This is a genomic window from Lentzea alba, assembly GCF_011067745.1.
GTDB classification, from domain to species: Bacteria; Actinomycetota; Actinomycetes; order Mycobacteriales; family Pseudonocardiaceae; genus Lentzea; species Lentzea alba.
Window position 1 is genome coordinate 341,408 of sequence record NZ_JAAMPJ010000010.1, and the last position, 16,740, is coordinate 358,147.

Here is a 16,740-nt window from a genome sequence, read left to right on the forward strand (position 1 = left end):
TAAGCAAGATGGTTAAGATCGCCGCTGTGAAGCACCGTCCCGCCGACGTCGCGCTCGCCGTGAAGCGCCTGCAGCACCGCCACCACCGGGCGCTCAGCCAGGCGCTGGCCCCGCTCGGGCTGTCGCTCGTGCAGTGGGACACCCTGCGTCACCTGCACCGCAAGCCGGACGCGTCGCTGCACGACCTCGCGGTGCTGACCTTTCAGACCGACCAGTCGTTCGGCTCCCTGGCGGTGCGCATGGCCGAGCGCGGGCTCATCGAACGCGTTGCCGGACCAGGGCGAGCGGTGCGTCATCGGCTCACCGACGAGGGTGCGCGGCTGCGGGCCGAGGGGCAGGACCTGGTCGACGGCGTCGTCGAGTCGTCGTTCAGCGCGCTGTCGGCCGCGCAGCTCCAACAACTGGGTGACCTGCTGGACACCGCACTCGGTGGCGATCTCGCGGATCAGTAGTCCGTCATGCGGACCCGCGGTGTGGCCCATACCGTCGATTTGTGATCGTGGTGGTGGGAGCAGGCCTTGCGGGGTTGAGCGCTGCGTTGGAACTGACCGCGGCCGGCGTCGAAGTCACGGTGCTGGAGGCCGGTGACGAGGTCGGTGGCCGCGTGCGGACGGACGTCGTCGACGGCGTGCGGTTCGACCGCGGCTTCCAGATCATGCTGCCCGCCTACCCGGAACTGGAGCGCCTGGACCTGGGCCCGTTCCCGTTGCGGCACCTGAGGTCCGGCGTGTTCGTGCACGACAACGGCAGGCACGACCTGCTCGCGGACCCGCGCAGCGGATCCGCCGCGTGGGACGGGATGCTGCGTCAGCACGTCCTGGGCGCGCGTGATCTGGCCGCGCTGGCCGCGTTCTCGGCACGGGACGCGTTCGGACCTGTGTGGCCGCTTCTCGCTGCAACGGACCGCACGACACGAGAAGAGTTGCGGCGCCTCGGTGTCACCGACCGGGCGGTGGACGCGGTGTTCCGCCGGTTCCTCTCCGGTGTGTTCCTGGAACGGGATCTGAAGACGTCGTCGCGCTTCTTCCACCTGGTGTGGCGCAGCTTCGCGCGTGGTGGTGCGGCCGTGCCCGCGCTCGGCATGGGTGAGCTGCCGAAGGCGTTGGCGGCGCGGTTACCCGACGGGACCGTTCAGCTGGAGACCGCGGTGCGAGCCGTGCGCGACGACGGAGTGGACCTCGAAGACGGCGGACGCGTGTCCGCCGACGCGGTGGTCGTGGCGACGGACGGCGCGACCGCGGCCACCCTGCTGCCGGGGCTCGCCGAACCCCGCTGGAACAGCGTCACCACCTGGTACTTCCGGCCGCCGCGATCCCCGCTGCGGGACGGGTGTCTGGTCATCGACGCCAACGGCGGCCCGGTCGTGAACACCGCCGTGATGTCGGAGGTCTCGCGCCCGTATTCGCCGTATGCCCCGCTGGTGCAGGCGACCGTGCTGGGCGAAGCGTCCGAACAGGACGTTCGCACGCACCTGAACCGCTTGTACGGCACCGACGCCAGTCGATGGGAAGTCCTGCGGAGGTACGAGATCGAGCGGGCGCTCCCGGCGATGAACGCGCCGCACCGGTTGCGGCAGTCCGTGCGTGCGGGCGGACGCCGTTACGTGTGCGGCGACCACCGTGACACCAGCTCGATCCAGGGCGCGCTGCACTCCGGTCGCCGAGCCGCCCGCGCGGTGCTCGCCGAGGTTTACAAATAGCCGACCCTTGTCAAATCAACTTTACAAGCCCTATCGTTCTGTCAACCTCCTGAGGAGCGTGGCATGAGCGACTTGAAGGCAACGGTGCCCGTCGGCTCAACCGAGCAGTGGACCGACGGCAAGCGCTACCTGTGGCTGCTGGGACTGGTCGTGCCGTCCCTGGCGTTCCTGGCGATAGGCCTGCACGCGGCGACCGGCTGGGGCATCTGGTTCTGGATCGGCCCGATCGTGGTGCTGCTCATCGTCCCGGCCATCGACCTCGTGGCCGGGCTGGACCGCAGCAACCCTCCCGACGACGTGATCGAGCGGCTGGAGAACGACCGCTACTACCGCTGGATCACCTACCTGTTCCTGCCGATCCAGTACGCCGGGTTCGTGCTGGCGTTCTGGCTGATCGCGCGCGGGGACCTGTCCGTCCTGGACAAGATCGGGCTCGCGGTGTCGATCGGGTGCGTCGGCGGCATCGGCATCAACACCGCGCACGAGCTCGGGCACAAGAAGGAGAGCCACGAGCGGTGGCTGTCCAAGATCGCACTCGCGCAGAGCTTCTACGGACACTTCTACATCGAGCACAACCGCGGCCACCACGTGCGGGTCGCGACCCCGGAGGACCCCGCGAGCAGCCGGGTGGGGGAGAGCTTCTACCGGTTCTGGCCGCGCACCGTCGCCGGCTCGGTGAAGTCGGCGTGGCGGCTCGAACGCAAGCGGTACGCGCGCCGCGACCGGCACCCGTTCCGGCTGGGCAACGACGTGCTCAACGCGTGGCTGATGTCGGCCGTGCTGTGGGGAGCGATGATCGCCTGGCTCGGCGTCGGGATCGTGCCGTACCTGCTGATCCAGGCGATCATCGGCTTCTCGCTCCTGGAGGTCGTGAACTACATGGAGCACTACGGGATGCTGCGGCAGAAGGTCGGGGCGCCCGATCGCCGCCGGTACGAGCGGGTGGATCCCAGCCACAGCTGGAACTCCAACAACATCGCCACCAACGTCCTGCTCTACCACCTGCAACGGCACAGCGACCACCACGCCAACCCGACCCGCCGCTACCAGACGCTGCGCGACTTCGCCGAGTCGCCGGTGCTGCCGACCGGGTACGCCGGGATGATCCTGCTGGCGCTGGTGCCTCCGCTGTGGCGCCGGGTGATGGACCCGCGGGTGCGTGCTCACTTCGACGGTGACATCGGCCGTGCCAACATCCAGCCGAGCAAGCGCGAGAAGGTGCTCGCGCGGTACGGAGGCGTCGGCACGTTGGAGGACGTCGTCGCCGACACCCGTGGCGACGCAACGGCCGGTGGGATGTGTCCCGGCTGTGGTTACGTCTACGACGAGACGACCGGCGATCCCCGTGAGGGCTTCCCCGCGGGCACGCCTTGGTCCGCGATCCCGGACTCCTGGTGCTGCCCGGACTGCGGGGTCCGGGAGAAGATCGACTTCGTCGCGCCGGGGCGGGTCGGCACAGCTTAGGATCGCGGGCATGACTTCTCCGGCCGCGAGCGGCCAGCGCCGGCAGCCGATCGTCGAGGCGGCGATCGAGATGACGGCGCGCAACGGCTGGGCCGCGGTCACCATGGCGCGGCTCGCCGAGCAGGTCGGGGTGAGCCGCCAGACCGTCTACAACGAGATCGGCTCCAAGAACGCGCTCGCCGACGCCATGCTCGCCCACGAGCTCGACCGGTTCGTGAAGGCGATCGGCGACGCGTTCGACCGCCACGCCGACAACCTGGTCGAGGCGGTCTACGACGCGGTGCGCGACGTGCTCGAACTCGCCCGCGGCAACCAGTTGGTCCGCGCCATCGCGTCGGCGACGCACGGCGCGGACACCGAACTGGTGCCGCTGCTGACCACGCAGGCCGAGACGCTGCTGGCCGGGGTGAAGGCGATGCTCGTCGAACGGGTCGCGTCCTACCGGACGGGGCTGACGGGTGACCAGATCGACGTGGTCATCGACATCGTCACCCGCACGGTGCTCAGCCACGTGATCCAGCCGACCGGCACCCCGGCCGCCACGGCCGACGGGATTGCCTGGCTCGCCTCGCGGATCCTCGAAGAGCCCGCGCGCAAGCCCCTCCGCTACGGCTGATTCGGGGGAGCGTCGAAGCCCTCAGCCGCGCAGGTACCGCGTCACCATGTCCACGAGCTCGTTCTCGAAGGTCTCGATCGAGCCGGTCTGCGGAGAGGCCGCGAGCCGGTGGGTGTTCAGCTCGACGGTGAACACGATCAGATCGGCCGCGGTGTCGAGGTCCCGCACGTGGACGTCGGGGTGCCGGGCGAGCAGCTCGCGGACCTGGGCGACGCGCTGCGCGCCGTGGCGGGTGATCGTCTCGCGCAGCTCGTCCGAGAACTGTCCCTCCTCGACCATGATCCGGAGCAGCTGCGGGTCGTCGCGGTGGTTGTCGACGGCGTCGCGGACTAGTGCCCGCACCACCTGTTCCAGGGTTCCCGGCGAGAGGTCGAGCCGGTCGCCCTGGTCCCAGCGACCGCGGTCGACGTGGCGCACCAGCAGCTCGGCGAGGATCGCGTCCTTGTTCGGGAAGTACTGGTAGAGCGAGCCGATCGAGACACGGGCCTGTTCGGCGATGCGGTTGGTGGTGCCCGCGGCGTACCCGTGCTCGCTGAAAACGTGAGCAGCCGCGGTCAGGATGCGGTCGCGGGTGAGCTCCGCCCGGACCTGCCGAGGCTTGCGACGTGGTTCGACGTGGCGGTTGGACGACGGCACGGCGGGCCCCTCCTGACGCGGGAAAAGCGAGTACGCAAAACCTGAGCAAAAGCTCATAATAGTGTCATGACCAGCGAAAAGAAGGGTTCAGGGCGAGAATCTGCGCATCGGCTGGCGACGGCGGACGAGATCGAGGCCGTCGTCGGCCGCCCGGCGTCGATGATCGTGCTGAAGCAGGTCGGCGCGCTCGACGAGGGCTGCGTCGACGTGCTTGGCCGCAGTCCGATCGCGGGGTTCGGTCATCGGGACGCGGACGGCACGAGCAGAACGACGTTGGTCGGCGGCAAACCTGGTTTCGCGCGCGTGCACTCGCCGACCCGCATCTCCTTCGCGCTGAGCGAACCCGCTGTCGGACCGGCGTCGCTGCTCTTCCTGTTGCCGGGTGTGGGGGAGACCTTGCGGGTCAACGGTTCCGCGTCCGCGGGCCGGGGCGGCGAGGTGCTCTTCGACGTCGAGCAGGTGTACGTGCACTGCGCCCAGGCCGTCCTGCGTTCCGGGCTGTGGCAACCGCCCGTTCCGGCGGTGCCCGCGCCCGAGGTCGACGGTGGACCGCTCGCGCTGCCCGGTGTCGCGGACTTCCTCGCCACCGCACCGTTCCTGCTTCTGTCCACATGGGACTCATCGGGCGGGAGTGACACCAGTCCGCGTGGAGACCAGCACCCGGTCGCGCGGATCGTTGACGGCCGCACGCTCGTGATCGCCGACCGGAAGGGCAACAAACGCGCGGACACGTTGCACAACCTGCTCGAAGACGACCGGCTGTCGTTCGCCGCGCTGGTCCCGGGGCGCATCGGCGTGCTGCACGTCCGAGGCCGCGCGACGATCACCGTCGATCCCGCGCTGCTGGAGCCGTTGTCGTTGCGGGGCGCACCACCGCACGCCGCGGTGCTCGTCGACGTCGAGTCCGCCGAGCTGACCACGAACAACGCGGTGGCGCAGGCCCGGCTGTGGACCGCGCACGTCGACCACGCCGAGGTGCCCGACCTGATGGCGCTCGCCAGCCGGCACCTCGCCGCGAACACCACGAGCAGGTGGGCGAGCGTCTCGCGCCTGGTTCCGGTCAGGTGGCTGCGAGCGATGATGAACCTGGCCTACCGCTGGGGGCTTCGCAAGGAGGGGTACGAGGTTGCTGGCCTCGGGCGGCGTGCCGCTGCCGCCGACCCGTTGCGCGAGGTTCGTGTCGTCGAGGTGCGCCGGGAGACCGCCAGCGCCGTCACGGTGGTGCTGGAGGACGCGGGGAGGCCGTTCGACTTCCGGCCCGGCCAGTTCTTCACGCTGGTGACCGACATCGACGGACGTCAGGTGCGCCGGCCCTACTCGGCGTCATCGGCGCCGGGCTCGTCCCGGTTGGAGATCACGGTCAAACACGTTGAGGGCGGCAGGTTCTCCACTCATGTACACCGCACTCTCGCGGTGGGGGACACGTTGTCCGTGCGCGGCCCGTCGGGTTCCTTCCACGTGGAGACCGGGCACGACGTCGCGCTGATCGCGGCGGGCAGTGGTGTGACGCCGATGATGAGCATGATCCGGTCTCTGCTCGCCGAGTCGACCGACCGCATCGCGTTGCTCTACAGCAACCGCAGCCTGGAAGAGACCATCTTCGCGGCCGAGCTGGAAAGGCTGGCCGAGCACGACCGCCTTTCCGTCACGCACGTGCTGACTTCCCGGGACGGACGGCTCGACGTTTCCGGTGTCCGGGAATGGGCCGGCAGCCTCGCGTCGCCCGGCACGCGGTTCTACCTCTGCGGACCGGAACCGTTCATGGACACCGCCCGGCAGGCGCTGGACGAGCTCGGTGTCCCCGACGACCACGTCCACGTCGAGCGCTACACCACCGGACCGGTCGCGGCGGCCGGATCCACCACGCCGCAACGAATGCTCGTCGAGGACGGCGGGCGACCCGTCGGCGCCGCGGTGGCCGAACCGGGCCAGACGCTGCTCGACGCCGGGCTCGCGGCCGGGTTGGCGTTGCCGTTCTCCTGCACGGTGGGCAGCTGCGGGGAGTGCGTGGTGCGGCTGCGCGCCGGAAAGGTCTCGCAGCAGGAGCCGAACTGCCTGACCGCGCGGGAGAAAGCCGACGGTCGGATTCTGACCTGCACCAGCGCGCCGCTGACAGAGGTCACCCTGGACGTCGTCCGGTGATCGCTCCCGCTCTTCCGCAGAGCTGATCACAGGGTGGCGCTCACGTCCTGTCGCACCGGCATCGAGGTGGTGGTCGTACCGGAAGGTGGTTGCTTGGTGACTCCGTGGACGAAGACCCATTCGTAGCCGAGCAACAGCATTGCGGCGGCACCGAGGCAGCAGTAGATGAAGACCGTCGCCGCAGTCGTTCCGTCGGCCGCGTGGGTGATGAGTCCAATCGTGGCGAGCTGACCGACGACGCCGGCGATCGTCGCCGCGGCGGCGACGGCGACACCCCAGCAACGCCCTTGGACCGTGAGTGCTCTGCTGCCATCAGCGAGTGTTTCCCAGCCCCATGTGCTCGATGCCGAGTACACGATGGGTGCGGCGAGCACGAGTGCTCCGAAGAGGAGACTCAGGCCGATCAGACGACCGGTTGTCGTGCCGGGGATGATGGCGTCGAGGAGGCCGGTCGCTGCCAGGACCGCCGTCAGCACCGCACCGAGGGCTGCGACGTTGGTGACCCAGCTGTCCTTGAACGACCAGCTCGACGCGACGTGCACCGGCTCGCTGAGGGAGGCGCTGGCGGCGGCGAGCCCGATGACGGCGGCCAGCACGAACCCCGCGAGGGCCACCCAGACGGGAATCCACAGGCGGTTCTCGGTGAAGTCGCGGGTCACGGAGAATCTCGCGCTGGCTGCCTGCGCACCGTCGACCATCAACGTCAGGGTGCCCTTCTGCCCAGCACATTCGTCTGGAATGGACAGCGCGATCGGTTGTGCCCGCGTCTCTTTCGGCGCGAACGTGGCGGCGTCGCCGTCCAGCTCCACCTCGGGCGCCGTGCACCCGTCGCGGTGGTGATCGAAGTTCACGTTGGCGGTCACGTTCACGGCGGCACTGCCGTTGTTCACGATCATCGGGAGAATCGTGGTCACGTTGCCCGTGACGTGGATGGAGAGTTCCGCCGGGGTGATCGAAATCTTCGGGGCGGACGGTTCGGCGCTCGGGTGAGCCTGCGCCTGCAGGGCGCCGAGCACGCCCCAGACGACAACGAAGCCGAGGACCAGAAGTAGCCGTACCCAGGGGCAACGAGTGGTGGCTTTCATGGCGCATCTCCTCACCTCGGCCGAAACGACCGGCGTGTCAGAGGAGATCGGCTGGGCCGTATGGCCCGTTACCGCGTCCGGCGTTTGTTGTCCTTGATGGACCCGAACAGACCAATATCAGGCGGAGTGCCGTTGATTTTCACAGACTCTATCGCTTCAGTGTTGACTAAAAAGAACGCCCTACCGGTCATCGCCACGAGCTGGACACACTGCTCATACCGCAAATTCGCCGCCACGACCTCGAGTCGCAGCGGCGAATCCGCGGTGTGGAAGGCCCATCCCATCGGTCGGTTCACCGACGCCGCCGAGGACGTCCTCACCTCCCCGGTGCGTTCTCCGGACTGACCGCGGGTGCCAGCGGCAACCGGCGCAGCGCGGGCTTGAGGACCTTGCCGGAACCCGTGCGCGGCAGCTCGGTCACCACTTCGACGTGCACGGGGATCTTGTACTTCGCCAGGCGTGGCAACAGGAACTCGCGCAGCCCGGCCGCGTCGACCGCCGCGCCGGCCCGTGGGCGCACGAACGCCCGGCCGACCTCGCCCCAGCGTTCGTCGGGCACGCCCACGACCGCCACCTCGGCGACGTCCGGGTGGTCGGTGATCGCGTTCTCGACCTCGGCCGGGTACACGTTCTCACCGCCGGAGATGAACATGTCCTTGAGCCGGTCGACGACGTACAGGTGACCGTCGTCGAGCCGCCCGATGTCGCCGGTGCGGAACCAGCCGTCCTCGGTGAACGCGGCCGCGGTGGCGACCGGGTCGTTCCAGTAGCCCGGAGTGACGTTGGGACCCTGCACCTCGATCTCGCCGGTGTCGGCCAGCCGCACGTCGGTGAAGAACACCGGGGTGCCCGCCGAGCCGGCCTTGCGCACGCTGTCCGCCGCCTCGAGGAAGGTGGCGCCCGGCGCGGTCTCGGTGAGGCCGTAGCCCTGGCAGAACACCAGTCCACGTTCCTGATAGGTGTGGATCACCGCGTCCGGCACGGACGCCCCGCCGCACAGCAACACTCGCAGCGCGGACAGGTCGGCCGTGGGCCACCGCGGTGACGCGGCCAGGTCGGCGTACATGGTGGACACGCCGAACATCCACGTCACCCCGTAGCCCTCGATCAGGTTGAGGCACTCGTCCACGTCCCAGCGCGGGGTGATCACGCTGTGCCCGCCCTTGATGAAGGTGGGCAGCAGCGTCTGGGTGAGCGCGGCGACGTGGAAGAGCGGGGCGGCGACCAGCGCGATGTCGTCGGTGGTGACGTCGACGCCGATCATCAGGTTGAAGGTGTTCCACAGCAGGTTGGCGTGGCTGAGCACCGCGCCTTTGGGCCTGCCGGTGGTGCCGGAGGTGTAGAGGATCAGGGCCGGTTCGTCGATGGTGACCGGCACGTCGAGCGGTTCCTCGGAACCACCGGCGAGCCAGTCCTCGTACGAGTCGAGCGAAATCGCGCGCTCGTGCTCCACCTGGTGCGACGGCGCGTGGATGAGCACGCGCGCGCCGCAGTCGGCCAGCTGGTAGTTGATCTCGGCGGGGGAGAGGCGGAAGTTCAGCGGGACGAAGATCGCGCCGAGCTGGTGCGTGGCGAACATCGTCTCGGCGAACGACGGGTGGTTGGCGCCGAGGTAGGAGACGCGGTCACCGGGGCGGACACCGAGTTCCTCGAGTCGCCGCGCCAGTTTCGTGGTGCGGACGGCGACTTCTTCGTAGGTGGTGGAGACTCCGTCGTAGGAGAACGCCTCACGCTTCGGCGCCATGCGCGCGCGGCGGTGTGGCCAGCTGCCCAGTCCCGCGTTCCGCATTCCTGTCTCCTGTCAGGCTGGTGTGGCTGGTCTCGCGCAGGGCGAGCGTGCAGACGACGGTGAGCACGCAGAACGCGGCCAGGATGATCGGGATGGCGCCGGTGCCGGCGGTGCTCTGCACCTGGGCGAACAGCAGTGGCGCGAGGCCCGCGCCGAGGCCCGCGAGCTGGTAGCCGAGGGAGGCTCCGGTGTAGCGGCTGCCGGTGCTGAACAGCTCGCTGTAGAGCGCGGCGAGCGGGCCGTACATCATCGGGTGGATCACGGCCTGGCCGAGGACGAGTGCGATGACGATGAACCCGTTGTCCACCAACGGGAACAGGGCGAACCCGAAGGCGGCCATGAGGACGGCGCCGGCGAGCACGACGGGCCTGCGGCCGAACCGGTCCGAGGCCGCGGACCAGCTGATGATGCCGATCACCGCGAGTGCGGACGACAGCGTCAGGGCGTTCAGGATCGCCTGCCTGCTGTTTCCGGCCTGGACGCCGTAGGCGAGGATGAACGTCGTCAGCGTGGACTGCGCGACGAACGCGGCGAGGCCGACGCCGATGCCGAGCAGCAGGGTGCGCGGGTGGTTGCGCAGCACGTCGAGCAACGGCATGGAGGTGCGCTTGCGCTCGGCCTTGAAGACCGGCGTCTCCTCGACCTTCATGCGCACGAACAGGCCGATGCCGAGCAGCACCAGGCTGAGCAGGAACGGCACCCGCCAGCCCCAGCTGAGGAACGCCTGCTCGCCGACCAGTGCCGCGGTGCCGGTGAGCGCGGCGGTCGACAGCACCATGCCGCACGGCGCGCCCGCGTTGGTGAAGCTCGCCCAGAGCCCGCGTCGTGAGGTGGCGTGTTCGGCGGACATGAGGACCGCGCCGCCCCATTCGCCGCCGACGGAGATGCCCTGCAGGACTCGCAGCAGGATCAGGCCGGCCGGGGCGAGCCAGCCGACCTGGGCATAGGTGGGCAGCAGGCCGATCAGGAAGCTCGCCACACCCATGAGGCTCATGGTGAGCACGAGCATCTTCTTGCGTCCCAGCAGATCGCCGTAGTGTCCGAAGAGGACTCCGCCGAGCGGGCGAGCGAGGTAGCCGGTGGCGAAGGTGCCGAAGCTGGCGATCGTGCCGACCAGCGGGTCCAGTGAGGAGAAGAAGACCTTGTTGAACACGACCGCGGAGGCGGTGGCGTAGAGCAGGAAGTCGTAATACTCGATCACGCTGCCGAGGAAGCTGGACGCGACGGCACGGCGTAACTGCGTTGTTGTCGCCATGGCACTCTCACTTCACGCGTAGTGGCGGTAAACGCCGCGTGCGACGCACGCGGGCTTGTCTGATCCCTCGATCTCGACGGTGAAGTCGATGGTGATCTGCACGCCGTCGCCCTTGACCTCGTCGACGGTCGCGACCTGGCCCTTCAAGCGGATCTTGGCGCCGACCGGCACGGGCGCGGGGAACCGCACCTTGTCCAGGCCGTAGTTGAGGCTCATCCGCACGCCCTCGACGACGAGCAGATCGCTCATGAGCGGGATGAGCAGCGCGAGCGTGAGGTAGCCGTGCGCGATCGTGGTGCCGAACGGACCGGTGGCGGCGCGTTCCGGGTCGACGTGGATCCACTGGTGGTCGTCGGTCGCGTCGGCGAAGGTGTTGACGCGGCCCTGGTCGATCTGCAGCCAGTCGGTGTACCCGAGGTCCTGTCCTGCCAGGGCTTTGAGCTCTTCGAGTCCTTGCACGGTGGTGGTCATGCTTCCTCCTTGACGAGTCCGAGCAGGCGGGCCGCGTTGTGCTTGAGGATCTTGGGCCGGACGTCGTCCGAGATGTCGAGCTTGGCGAAGTCGGCGAGCCAGCGGTCCGGCGTGATCACCGGGTGGTCCGAGCCGAAGAGGACCTTGTCCTGCAACAGGGTGTTGGCGTAGCGGACGAGTTGCGGCGGGAAGTACTTCGGCGACCAGCCGGACAGGTCGATGTACACGAACGGTTTGTGCGTGGCCACGGCGAGGGCTTCGTCCTGCCACGGGAACGACGGGTGCGCGAGCACGATCTTGAGGTGCGGGAAGTCGACCGCGACGTCGTCGACGAGCATCGGGTTGGAGTGCTTGAGCCTGATGCCACCGCCGCCGGGCACCCCGGCGCCGATCCCGGTCTGTCCACTGTGGAACAGCGCGGGCGCGCCGAGCTCCTCGATCGCCTCGTAGAGCGGGTAGGCCATCCGGTCGTTCGGCGAGAAGTCCTGCAGGCTGGGGTGGAACTTGAAGCCGCGCACTCCGTGTTCCTCGACGAGCCGGCGGGCTTCCCTGACCGCGGCGCGGCCCTTCCACGGGTCGACGCTCGCGAACGGGATGAGCACGTCGGCGTGCTCGGCGCAGGAGGCGGCGATCTCCTCGTTGGCGATGCGCGGGTGGCCGGTGGCGTGTTCCGCGTCGACCGTGAAGATCACCGCGGCCATCTTGCGTTCGCGGTAGATCTGCGCGGTCTCGGCGATGGTCGGCTCGCGGTGTGCTGCCTTGAAGTACTTCGTGGACGCCTCGATCAGCGCCGGGCTGAGCGAGTGGTGGCCGTCCTTGGAGATCTCGGCGTGCGTGTGCACGTCGATCGCGACGAGATCTTCCACGTTCAGGTCGAGGCTCATGGCGCCACCGGGGCCGGGATGCCGTAGGACTCGGCGTCGAACTCGTGCCAGTGCTCGGCGATCTGGTCGGCCTGCCAGCCGCCGTCGGCGAACTGGACCTGCTTCTCGGCGGGGTGCGCCCACAGCGCGAGCCGGTCGCCGCCGATGCCGATCGCCTGGCCGGTGATGCCCTTCGCCGCGTCCGAGGCGAGGTAGACGATGAGCTCCGCGGCGTCCTCGGCCGTGCCGAGGCCCTCGTCGCGGCGCACCCAGGCAGGCAGCGGGGTGCCGGTGCGTTCCGACTCCTCGATCAGCGGCGCGAACGCCGGGATGGTCCTGGTCATCTCGGTGGCGGCGACCGGCACGACCGCGTTGACGGCGATGTCCGACCGCGCGAGTTCGAGCGCCCACGTCCGGGCCATGGCGGCGATGCCGGCCTTGGCGGCGGCGTAGTTGGTCTGCCCGAAGTTGCCGCGCTGCCCGGCCGGTGACGAGATCAGCACGAGCCGGCCGCCAGTGCCCTGTTCGCGCATCCGGACGGCGGCCGCGCGCGCACAGGTGAAGGTGCCGCGCAGGTGCACGTTGATCACCGCGTCGAAGTCGTCGTCGCTCATCTTCCACAGCACGCGGTCGCGCAGGATGCCCGCGTTGGTGACCAGCACGTCGAGCTGCCCGAACGCCTCGACCGCCGTGGCCACGAGTCGTTCGGCGGTCTCGGTGGACCCGACCGGTGCGATGACCGCCCGCCCGCCGATGCTCGCCGCGACCTCCTCGGCGCTCCCGTCCACGTCGTTGACCACGACCTGGGCCCCGTTGCGCGCCAAGGCTTCCGCGTAGGCCCGCCCCAGTCCGCGGCCGGCTCCGGTGACGATCGCGACCTTTCCCGACAGATCCATCCGACGAGTTCCTCTCCGTTGGGCTCGCGGCTCAACGTACGGCACATTCGTGACGCTCGTCTAGATGCTGCCCAACATGTATCGTGTCAGGTGTGACGCCGCAGTCGTTGATGCTGAACTTCCTCGGTCTGTACGTGTTCGGCCGCGACATCGCGGTCTACTCGGGCAGCGTGATCGACGTCTTCGCGCGCGTGGACGTCTCGGAGGAGGCCACCCGCTCGACCCTGACCCGGATGACCTCCCGGGGCCTGCTCGCCAAGCACCGCAACGGCCGCAAGGTCTACTTCGGACTGACGCCGCGCGCGAAGGACGTCCTTCAGGACGGCGAGCGGCGCATCTGGCAGCGCGGCGCGGTGAACAGGGACTGGGACGGCACCTGGACGCTGGTCGGCTTCTCCCTGCCGGAAGGCCGCCGCAGTGACCGTCACGACCTGCGCTCCCAGCTGCAGTGGGCGGGCTTCGGCCCCGTCCAGAACGGCCTGTGGATCGCCCCCGGCACCCGTGACGTCACCGAGATGGTCGCCGACCTGGGCCTCACCGGGAACGTCACGGTCTTCACCGCCCAGCACGCCAAGCCGACCGAAGCCGCCGACCTGGCCGTCCGCGCCTTCGACACCGCCGCCATCGCCGCGCGCTACCAGGACTTCCTGGCCCGCTGGCGGCAGCCGCCTGCCGAACTGCCGGACGACCTCGCGCGTCAGCTGCTGCTGCACGGGGACTGGCTCGATCTCGTGCGCCAGGACCCCCATCTGCCGGCCGAGCTCCTCGCCGGCGACTGGCCCGCGATCGAGGCGGAGCAGTTGTTCCAGACGCTCGCGACGCGGTACGTCGAGACGGCCACGCCGCTGGCCGCCGCGGCGATCGAGTCGATCGAGGTGTGACGGCCGGAACGATTGTTCGTGCAGAAAGAATGTGGCGGACCACCCCAGCCACCTGCGCAGAGCGTGCGGAATCAATCACAGCGCGCGTTCTGTGAAGGACGTCAAGAAATTCGATTGAACCTTTTTCGTTCTTGACGGTGTCGATCTCGGATGACAACACTTCGTCGACGACAGCGACCAGCGCGTTTGTGTCAAGGAGTGTTCGTACCTCAAGAATTCGGGATCGCCATTGCTCAGCCCAGTTGAATCCGACGTCAACCGGAAGTCTCCGGGAATCGCCCGCCGTCTCTGGTGGCGCACCAATCAGCCCGCGCGGGTCGCGATCATGGGAGTCGGTGTGCTCACCGTGCTCGCGACGACCGGAGCGGCGGGCTTCACCGGTGGTGTGGACCGGCAGGGACCGGGGAACGCCAGATCCGACGTGGCGGTGCATCGGGGCGACGACTTCGAGGTGACCGTCCGCTCGGTGTCCGATGTGGACACGTTCGAGGGGATCGAGCCCGCAACCGGGCTCTCCTTTCAGGCCAAGGTCGCCGGGATTCGGGTGATCACCCAGTGCTGGCTGGCGGAGTCCCGGGCCACCGCCGAGCACCTGTTGCTCGGCAAGACCGTGTGGCTCACCGTCAAGAAGGACGGTATTTCCGGGGAAGACGAGATCGCGGTCGACGTGCGCCTGCCGGACGGGGCGGACTACGGGCAGACCGTCGTGCAGGACGGCATGGCGACGGCCGACATGGCGACCCGCGGTGAGCTGCTGTCGGTCGAGGCCGCCGCACGGGTGGAACGCCGCGGTGTGTGGGCGGCCTCCTGCGCCCCCGGCGCGGTGACGGCGACGTCGTCGAGCGCGCCGTCCTCCACCACGACGGCCCCGACCACCACGACGACGACCACGGCCCCGCCCACGACGGAAACCACCGAAGAGCCACCTCCGCCGCCGTCGAGTTCCCTCGAACGGCCGCCTGTCAACGACGACGACGAAGAGTGGATCGGCGCCAGGCAGGGAAAGCTGTGCCTCATCGAAGGCGCGCGAAGGACGTCGCCGGGCGGCACCGAACTGATCTGCGCCCGCAACAACAACAACGTGCTGAGGTGGCGACGTGCGGACTGACGATCAGGTCGACATGTTCAGCAAACCCGTCGCCGACCCGCCGCCCGCGCTCGCGGACGGCACGCCACCGCGCGGCCTGACCGAGGCCGGCTGGGTGCGCACGACGGGCTGGCTCCAGGTCGGCGACCACCCGGTGAGCTCCGCGCACATCGCCGCGGTGGTGGGACTGCTGTGGTCCGCGGTCGGTGCGGCCGTGCTGGTGAGCAGAGCGCCGGTGGTCGCCGGCCTGCTGGTGCTCACGGCTCCGGCGCTGTGCGGTGTGTCGTGGTGGCTTCTCGTCACACGGGTGCGGCCGGCGTCCGCGGCCCGCAACGTCGAGACGGTGCACGCGGACGAGCTCGCACCAGGTGACCTGGTCCGGCTGTACGGCTCGATCGGGCCGGTCGGTCAGGTCAACGAGGTCACGCTCGGCGACGACGTCCGGGTCGCCTTCCACGGCGGAACGCGGCAGTCGTGGAGTCCCAGCCAGGTCGTGCACCTCGCGGAGTTGCTCAACTGAGCCGGTTCCGGGCCACACCACTTGGTCACACGTGCGTCCTGGCCGCGGCACTGTTGCGGTCGCGCGCCTTCTCCTGACGCCTGCGGTCGAGCAGCCACATCACCGGCGACGCGGACAGGCCGTGCACGAGGACGGAGCCGATGACGACCAGCCCGACGATCCGCCACACCGCGCCCTGCTCGGCGAAGCGGCCTTCCTGCAGGGCGTAAGTGATGTAGAACAACGACCCGACGCCGCGGACGCCGAAGAACGAGATGACCGCTCGTTCTCTCGGCCCCGTGCAGCCTCCGAGCAGCCCGAGCCAGCCGGTCAACGGGCGCACCACCAGCAGGATCGCCGCCGCCACCGCCACCTCGACCCACGTCGTACCGGCGAGCAGACCCGTCACCGCCGCACCGCCGAGCAGGAACACCAGCAGGACCGTGAGCATGCGCTCGGCCTGTTCGACGTAGCGGTGCAGCACCTGGTGGTAGCCGTGGTGCCGCTCGGCCGCTCTGATCGCGCAGGCGCACACGAAGACGGCGATGAACCCGTACCCCTCGGCGAGTTCGGTGATCCCGTAGGCGAGGAAGGTCGCGGCGAGCGCGACGAAACCCTCCGCGTGCTCGGCCAGGCGGAACCTCTCCGACGGCGCGGAGAAGAACAGCTTGCCCAGCAACCAGCCGACCCCGCCGCCGATCGCGAGCGCCGCGATGACGCGCCAGAGCACGTCCACCGCGAGCCAGTGCGGGAGCCAGAGCGCCGGAGCGGCACCGGCCACGCTGATCGCGATGGCGGCGTAGGTGAACGGGAACGCCAGGCCGTCGTTGAGCCCGGCCTCCGAGGTGAGGGCGAACCGGGCCTCGTCCTCGTCCTCGTTCGACTCCGGGTGCTCGGCGGGTTCGGCGACCTGCACCTCGCTCGCCAGCACGGGATCGGTGGGCGCGAGCGCCGCCGCGACCAGGACCGCGGTGGCGACCCCGAAGCCGAGCACCGCCCAGCCGAGCACGCCGACGAGGAGCATCGACAACGGCATCGTGATCGCCAGCAGCCGCCAGGTCGTGGCCCAGCCACGCGGGCTGACCGCGCGGTTGAGCGCGAGCCCGGCGCCCATCAGCGAGATGATCACGCAGATCTCGGTGAGGTGCAGGAGCACGGGAGCGTGCGCGACCGGGTCGGGATCGGGCAGCGGTTCCACGACCGCGAACGTGAGCGCGCCCGCGCCGAGGAACAGCATCGGCATGGAGACCGGGGCGCGGTCGAGCAGCCGTGGCAGCAGTGCGGCGGCGAGCGTTGCGAGGCCCGCGCCGGCGTACAACAGGGGAGCGGGGTCCACGTCGCGCCTTTCGTCTCGACG

Annotated in this window: 16 protein-coding genes; 8 read left to right on the forward strand and 8 right to left on the reverse strand. The window is 69.4% G+C overall.

Annotated elements, in window-relative coordinates; all coding sequences use genetic code 11:
• Window positions 1–26: 26 nt before the first annotated feature.
• From G7043_RS32715 to G7043_RS32730, 4 genes are all read left to right on the forward strand, one after another.
• On the forward strand, window positions 27–452 hold the full coding sequence (locus G7043_RS32715; protein ID WP_166052314.1) for a MarR family winged helix-turn-helix transcriptional regulator: 426 nt from the start codon (window positions 27–29) through the stop codon (window positions 450–452).
• A 41-nt stretch (window positions 453–493) separates the two neighbouring features.
• A complete protein-coding gene (locus G7043_RS32720; RefSeq protein WP_166052316.1) occupies window positions 494–1,699 on the forward strand; it encodes an NAD(P)/FAD-dependent oxidoreductase in 1,206 nt (401 codons plus the stop codon).
• A 63-nt stretch (window positions 1,700–1,762) separates the two neighbouring features.
• Window positions 1,763–3,163: a fatty acid desaturase gene (locus G7043_RS32725; RefSeq protein WP_166052318.1), complete on the forward strand. Its 1,401-nt coding sequence runs from the start codon at window positions 1,763–1,765 to the stop codon at window positions 3,161–3,163.
• 10 nt (window positions 3,164–3,173) lie between these two features.
• Complete coding sequence (locus G7043_RS32730; protein WP_166052320.1) at window positions 3,174–3,779, forward strand: TetR/AcrR family transcriptional regulator; 606 nt, start codon at window positions 3,174–3,176, stop codon at window positions 3,777–3,779.
• 21 nt (window positions 3,780–3,800) lie between these two features.
• Here G7043_RS32730 and G7043_RS32735 read toward each other — a convergent pair whose 3' ends face one another.
• Complete coding sequence (locus G7043_RS32735; RefSeq protein ID WP_166052322.1) at window positions 3,801–4,415, reverse strand: TetR/AcrR family transcriptional regulator; 615 nt, start codon at window positions 4,413–4,415, stop codon at window positions 3,801–3,803.
• 66 nt (window positions 4,416–4,481) lie between these two features.
• Here G7043_RS32735 and G7043_RS32740 point away from each other — a divergent pair, with 66 nt between their 5' ends.
• Window positions 4,482–6,557 (forward strand): FAD-binding oxidoreductase, encoded by a 2,076-nt coding sequence (locus G7043_RS32740; protein ID WP_166052324.1) that lies wholly within the window; start codon window positions 4,482–4,484, stop codon window positions 6,555–6,557.
• 26 nt (window positions 6,558–6,583) lie between these two features.
• Here the strand turns inward: G7043_RS32740 and G7043_RS32745 are convergent, their stop codons facing one another.
• The 6 genes from G7043_RS32745 to G7043_RS32770 all read right to left on the reverse strand — a co-directional run bounded on the left by G7043_RS32745 (window position 6,584) and on the right by G7043_RS32770 (window position 12,916).
• Entirely contained in the window at window positions 6,584–7,642 is a 1,059-nt protein-coding gene (locus G7043_RS32745; RefSeq protein WP_166052326.1) for a hypothetical protein, read from the reverse strand.
• A gap of 316 nt (window positions 7,643–7,958) precedes the next feature.
• Window positions 7,959–9,431 carry an acyl-CoA synthetase gene (locus tag G7043_RS32750; protein WP_166052328.1) on the reverse strand — a complete coding sequence of 491 codons (1,473 nt, stop codon included), beginning with the start codon at window positions 9,429–9,431 and terminating at the stop codon, window positions 7,959–7,961.
• Entirely contained in the window at window positions 9,370–10,686 is a 1,317-nt protein-coding gene (locus G7043_RS32755; protein WP_166052330.1) for an MFS transporter, read from the reverse strand. The genes G7043_RS32750 and G7043_RS32755 overlap by 62 nt, the downstream gene beginning before the upstream one ends.
• A 12-nt stretch (window positions 10,687–10,698) precedes the next feature.
• The gene (locus G7043_RS32760; protein ID WP_166052333.1) at window positions 10,699–11,157 is read right to left on the reverse strand and encodes a MaoC family dehydratase; all 459 of its coding nucleotides are present in this window, start codon (window positions 11,155–11,157) and stop codon (window positions 10,699–10,701) included.
• Entirely contained in the window at window positions 11,154–12,041 is an 888-nt protein-coding gene (locus G7043_RS32765; protein WP_166052335.1) for an amidohydrolase family protein, read from the reverse strand. The genes G7043_RS32760 and G7043_RS32765 overlap by 4 nt, the downstream gene beginning before the upstream one ends.
• The gene (locus G7043_RS32770) at window positions 12,038–12,916 is read right to left on the reverse strand and encodes an SDR family NAD(P)-dependent oxidoreductase (protein ID WP_166052337.1); all 879 of its coding nucleotides are present in this window, start codon (window positions 12,914–12,916) and stop codon (window positions 12,038–12,040) included. The genes G7043_RS32765 and G7043_RS32770 overlap by 4 nt, the downstream gene beginning before the upstream one ends.
• 92 nt (window positions 12,917–13,008) lie before the next feature.
• On the opposite strand from G7043_RS32770, the gene G7043_RS32775 reads away from it, so the two are divergent.
• The 3 genes from G7043_RS32775 (at window position 13,009) to G7043_RS32785 (ending at window position 15,404) form a co-directional block, all read left to right on the forward strand.
• Window positions 13,009–13,797 (forward strand): PaaX family transcriptional regulator, encoded by a 789-nt coding sequence (locus tag G7043_RS32775; RefSeq protein WP_313888188.1) that lies wholly within the window; start codon window positions 13,009–13,011, stop codon window positions 13,795–13,797.
• A 325-nt stretch (window positions 13,798–14,122) separates the two neighbouring features.
• A complete protein-coding gene (locus G7043_RS32780; RefSeq protein WP_166052339.1) occupies window positions 14,123–14,905 on the forward strand; it encodes a thermonuclease family protein in 783 nt (260 codons plus the stop codon).
• Entirely contained in the window at window positions 14,895–15,404 is a 510-nt protein-coding gene (locus tag G7043_RS32785) for a hypothetical protein (RefSeq protein ID WP_166052341.1), read from the forward strand. Before G7043_RS32780 ends, G7043_RS32785 begins: the two co-directional genes overlap by 11 nt.
• Window positions 15,405–15,429: 25 nt before the next feature.
• Here G7043_RS32785 and G7043_RS32790 read toward each other — a convergent pair whose 3' ends face one another.
• Complete coding sequence (locus G7043_RS32790; protein WP_166052343.1) at window positions 15,430–16,719, reverse strand: cation:proton antiporter; 1,290 nt, start codon at window positions 16,717–16,719, stop codon at window positions 15,430–15,432.
• Window positions 16,720–16,740 lie beyond the last annotated feature (21 nt).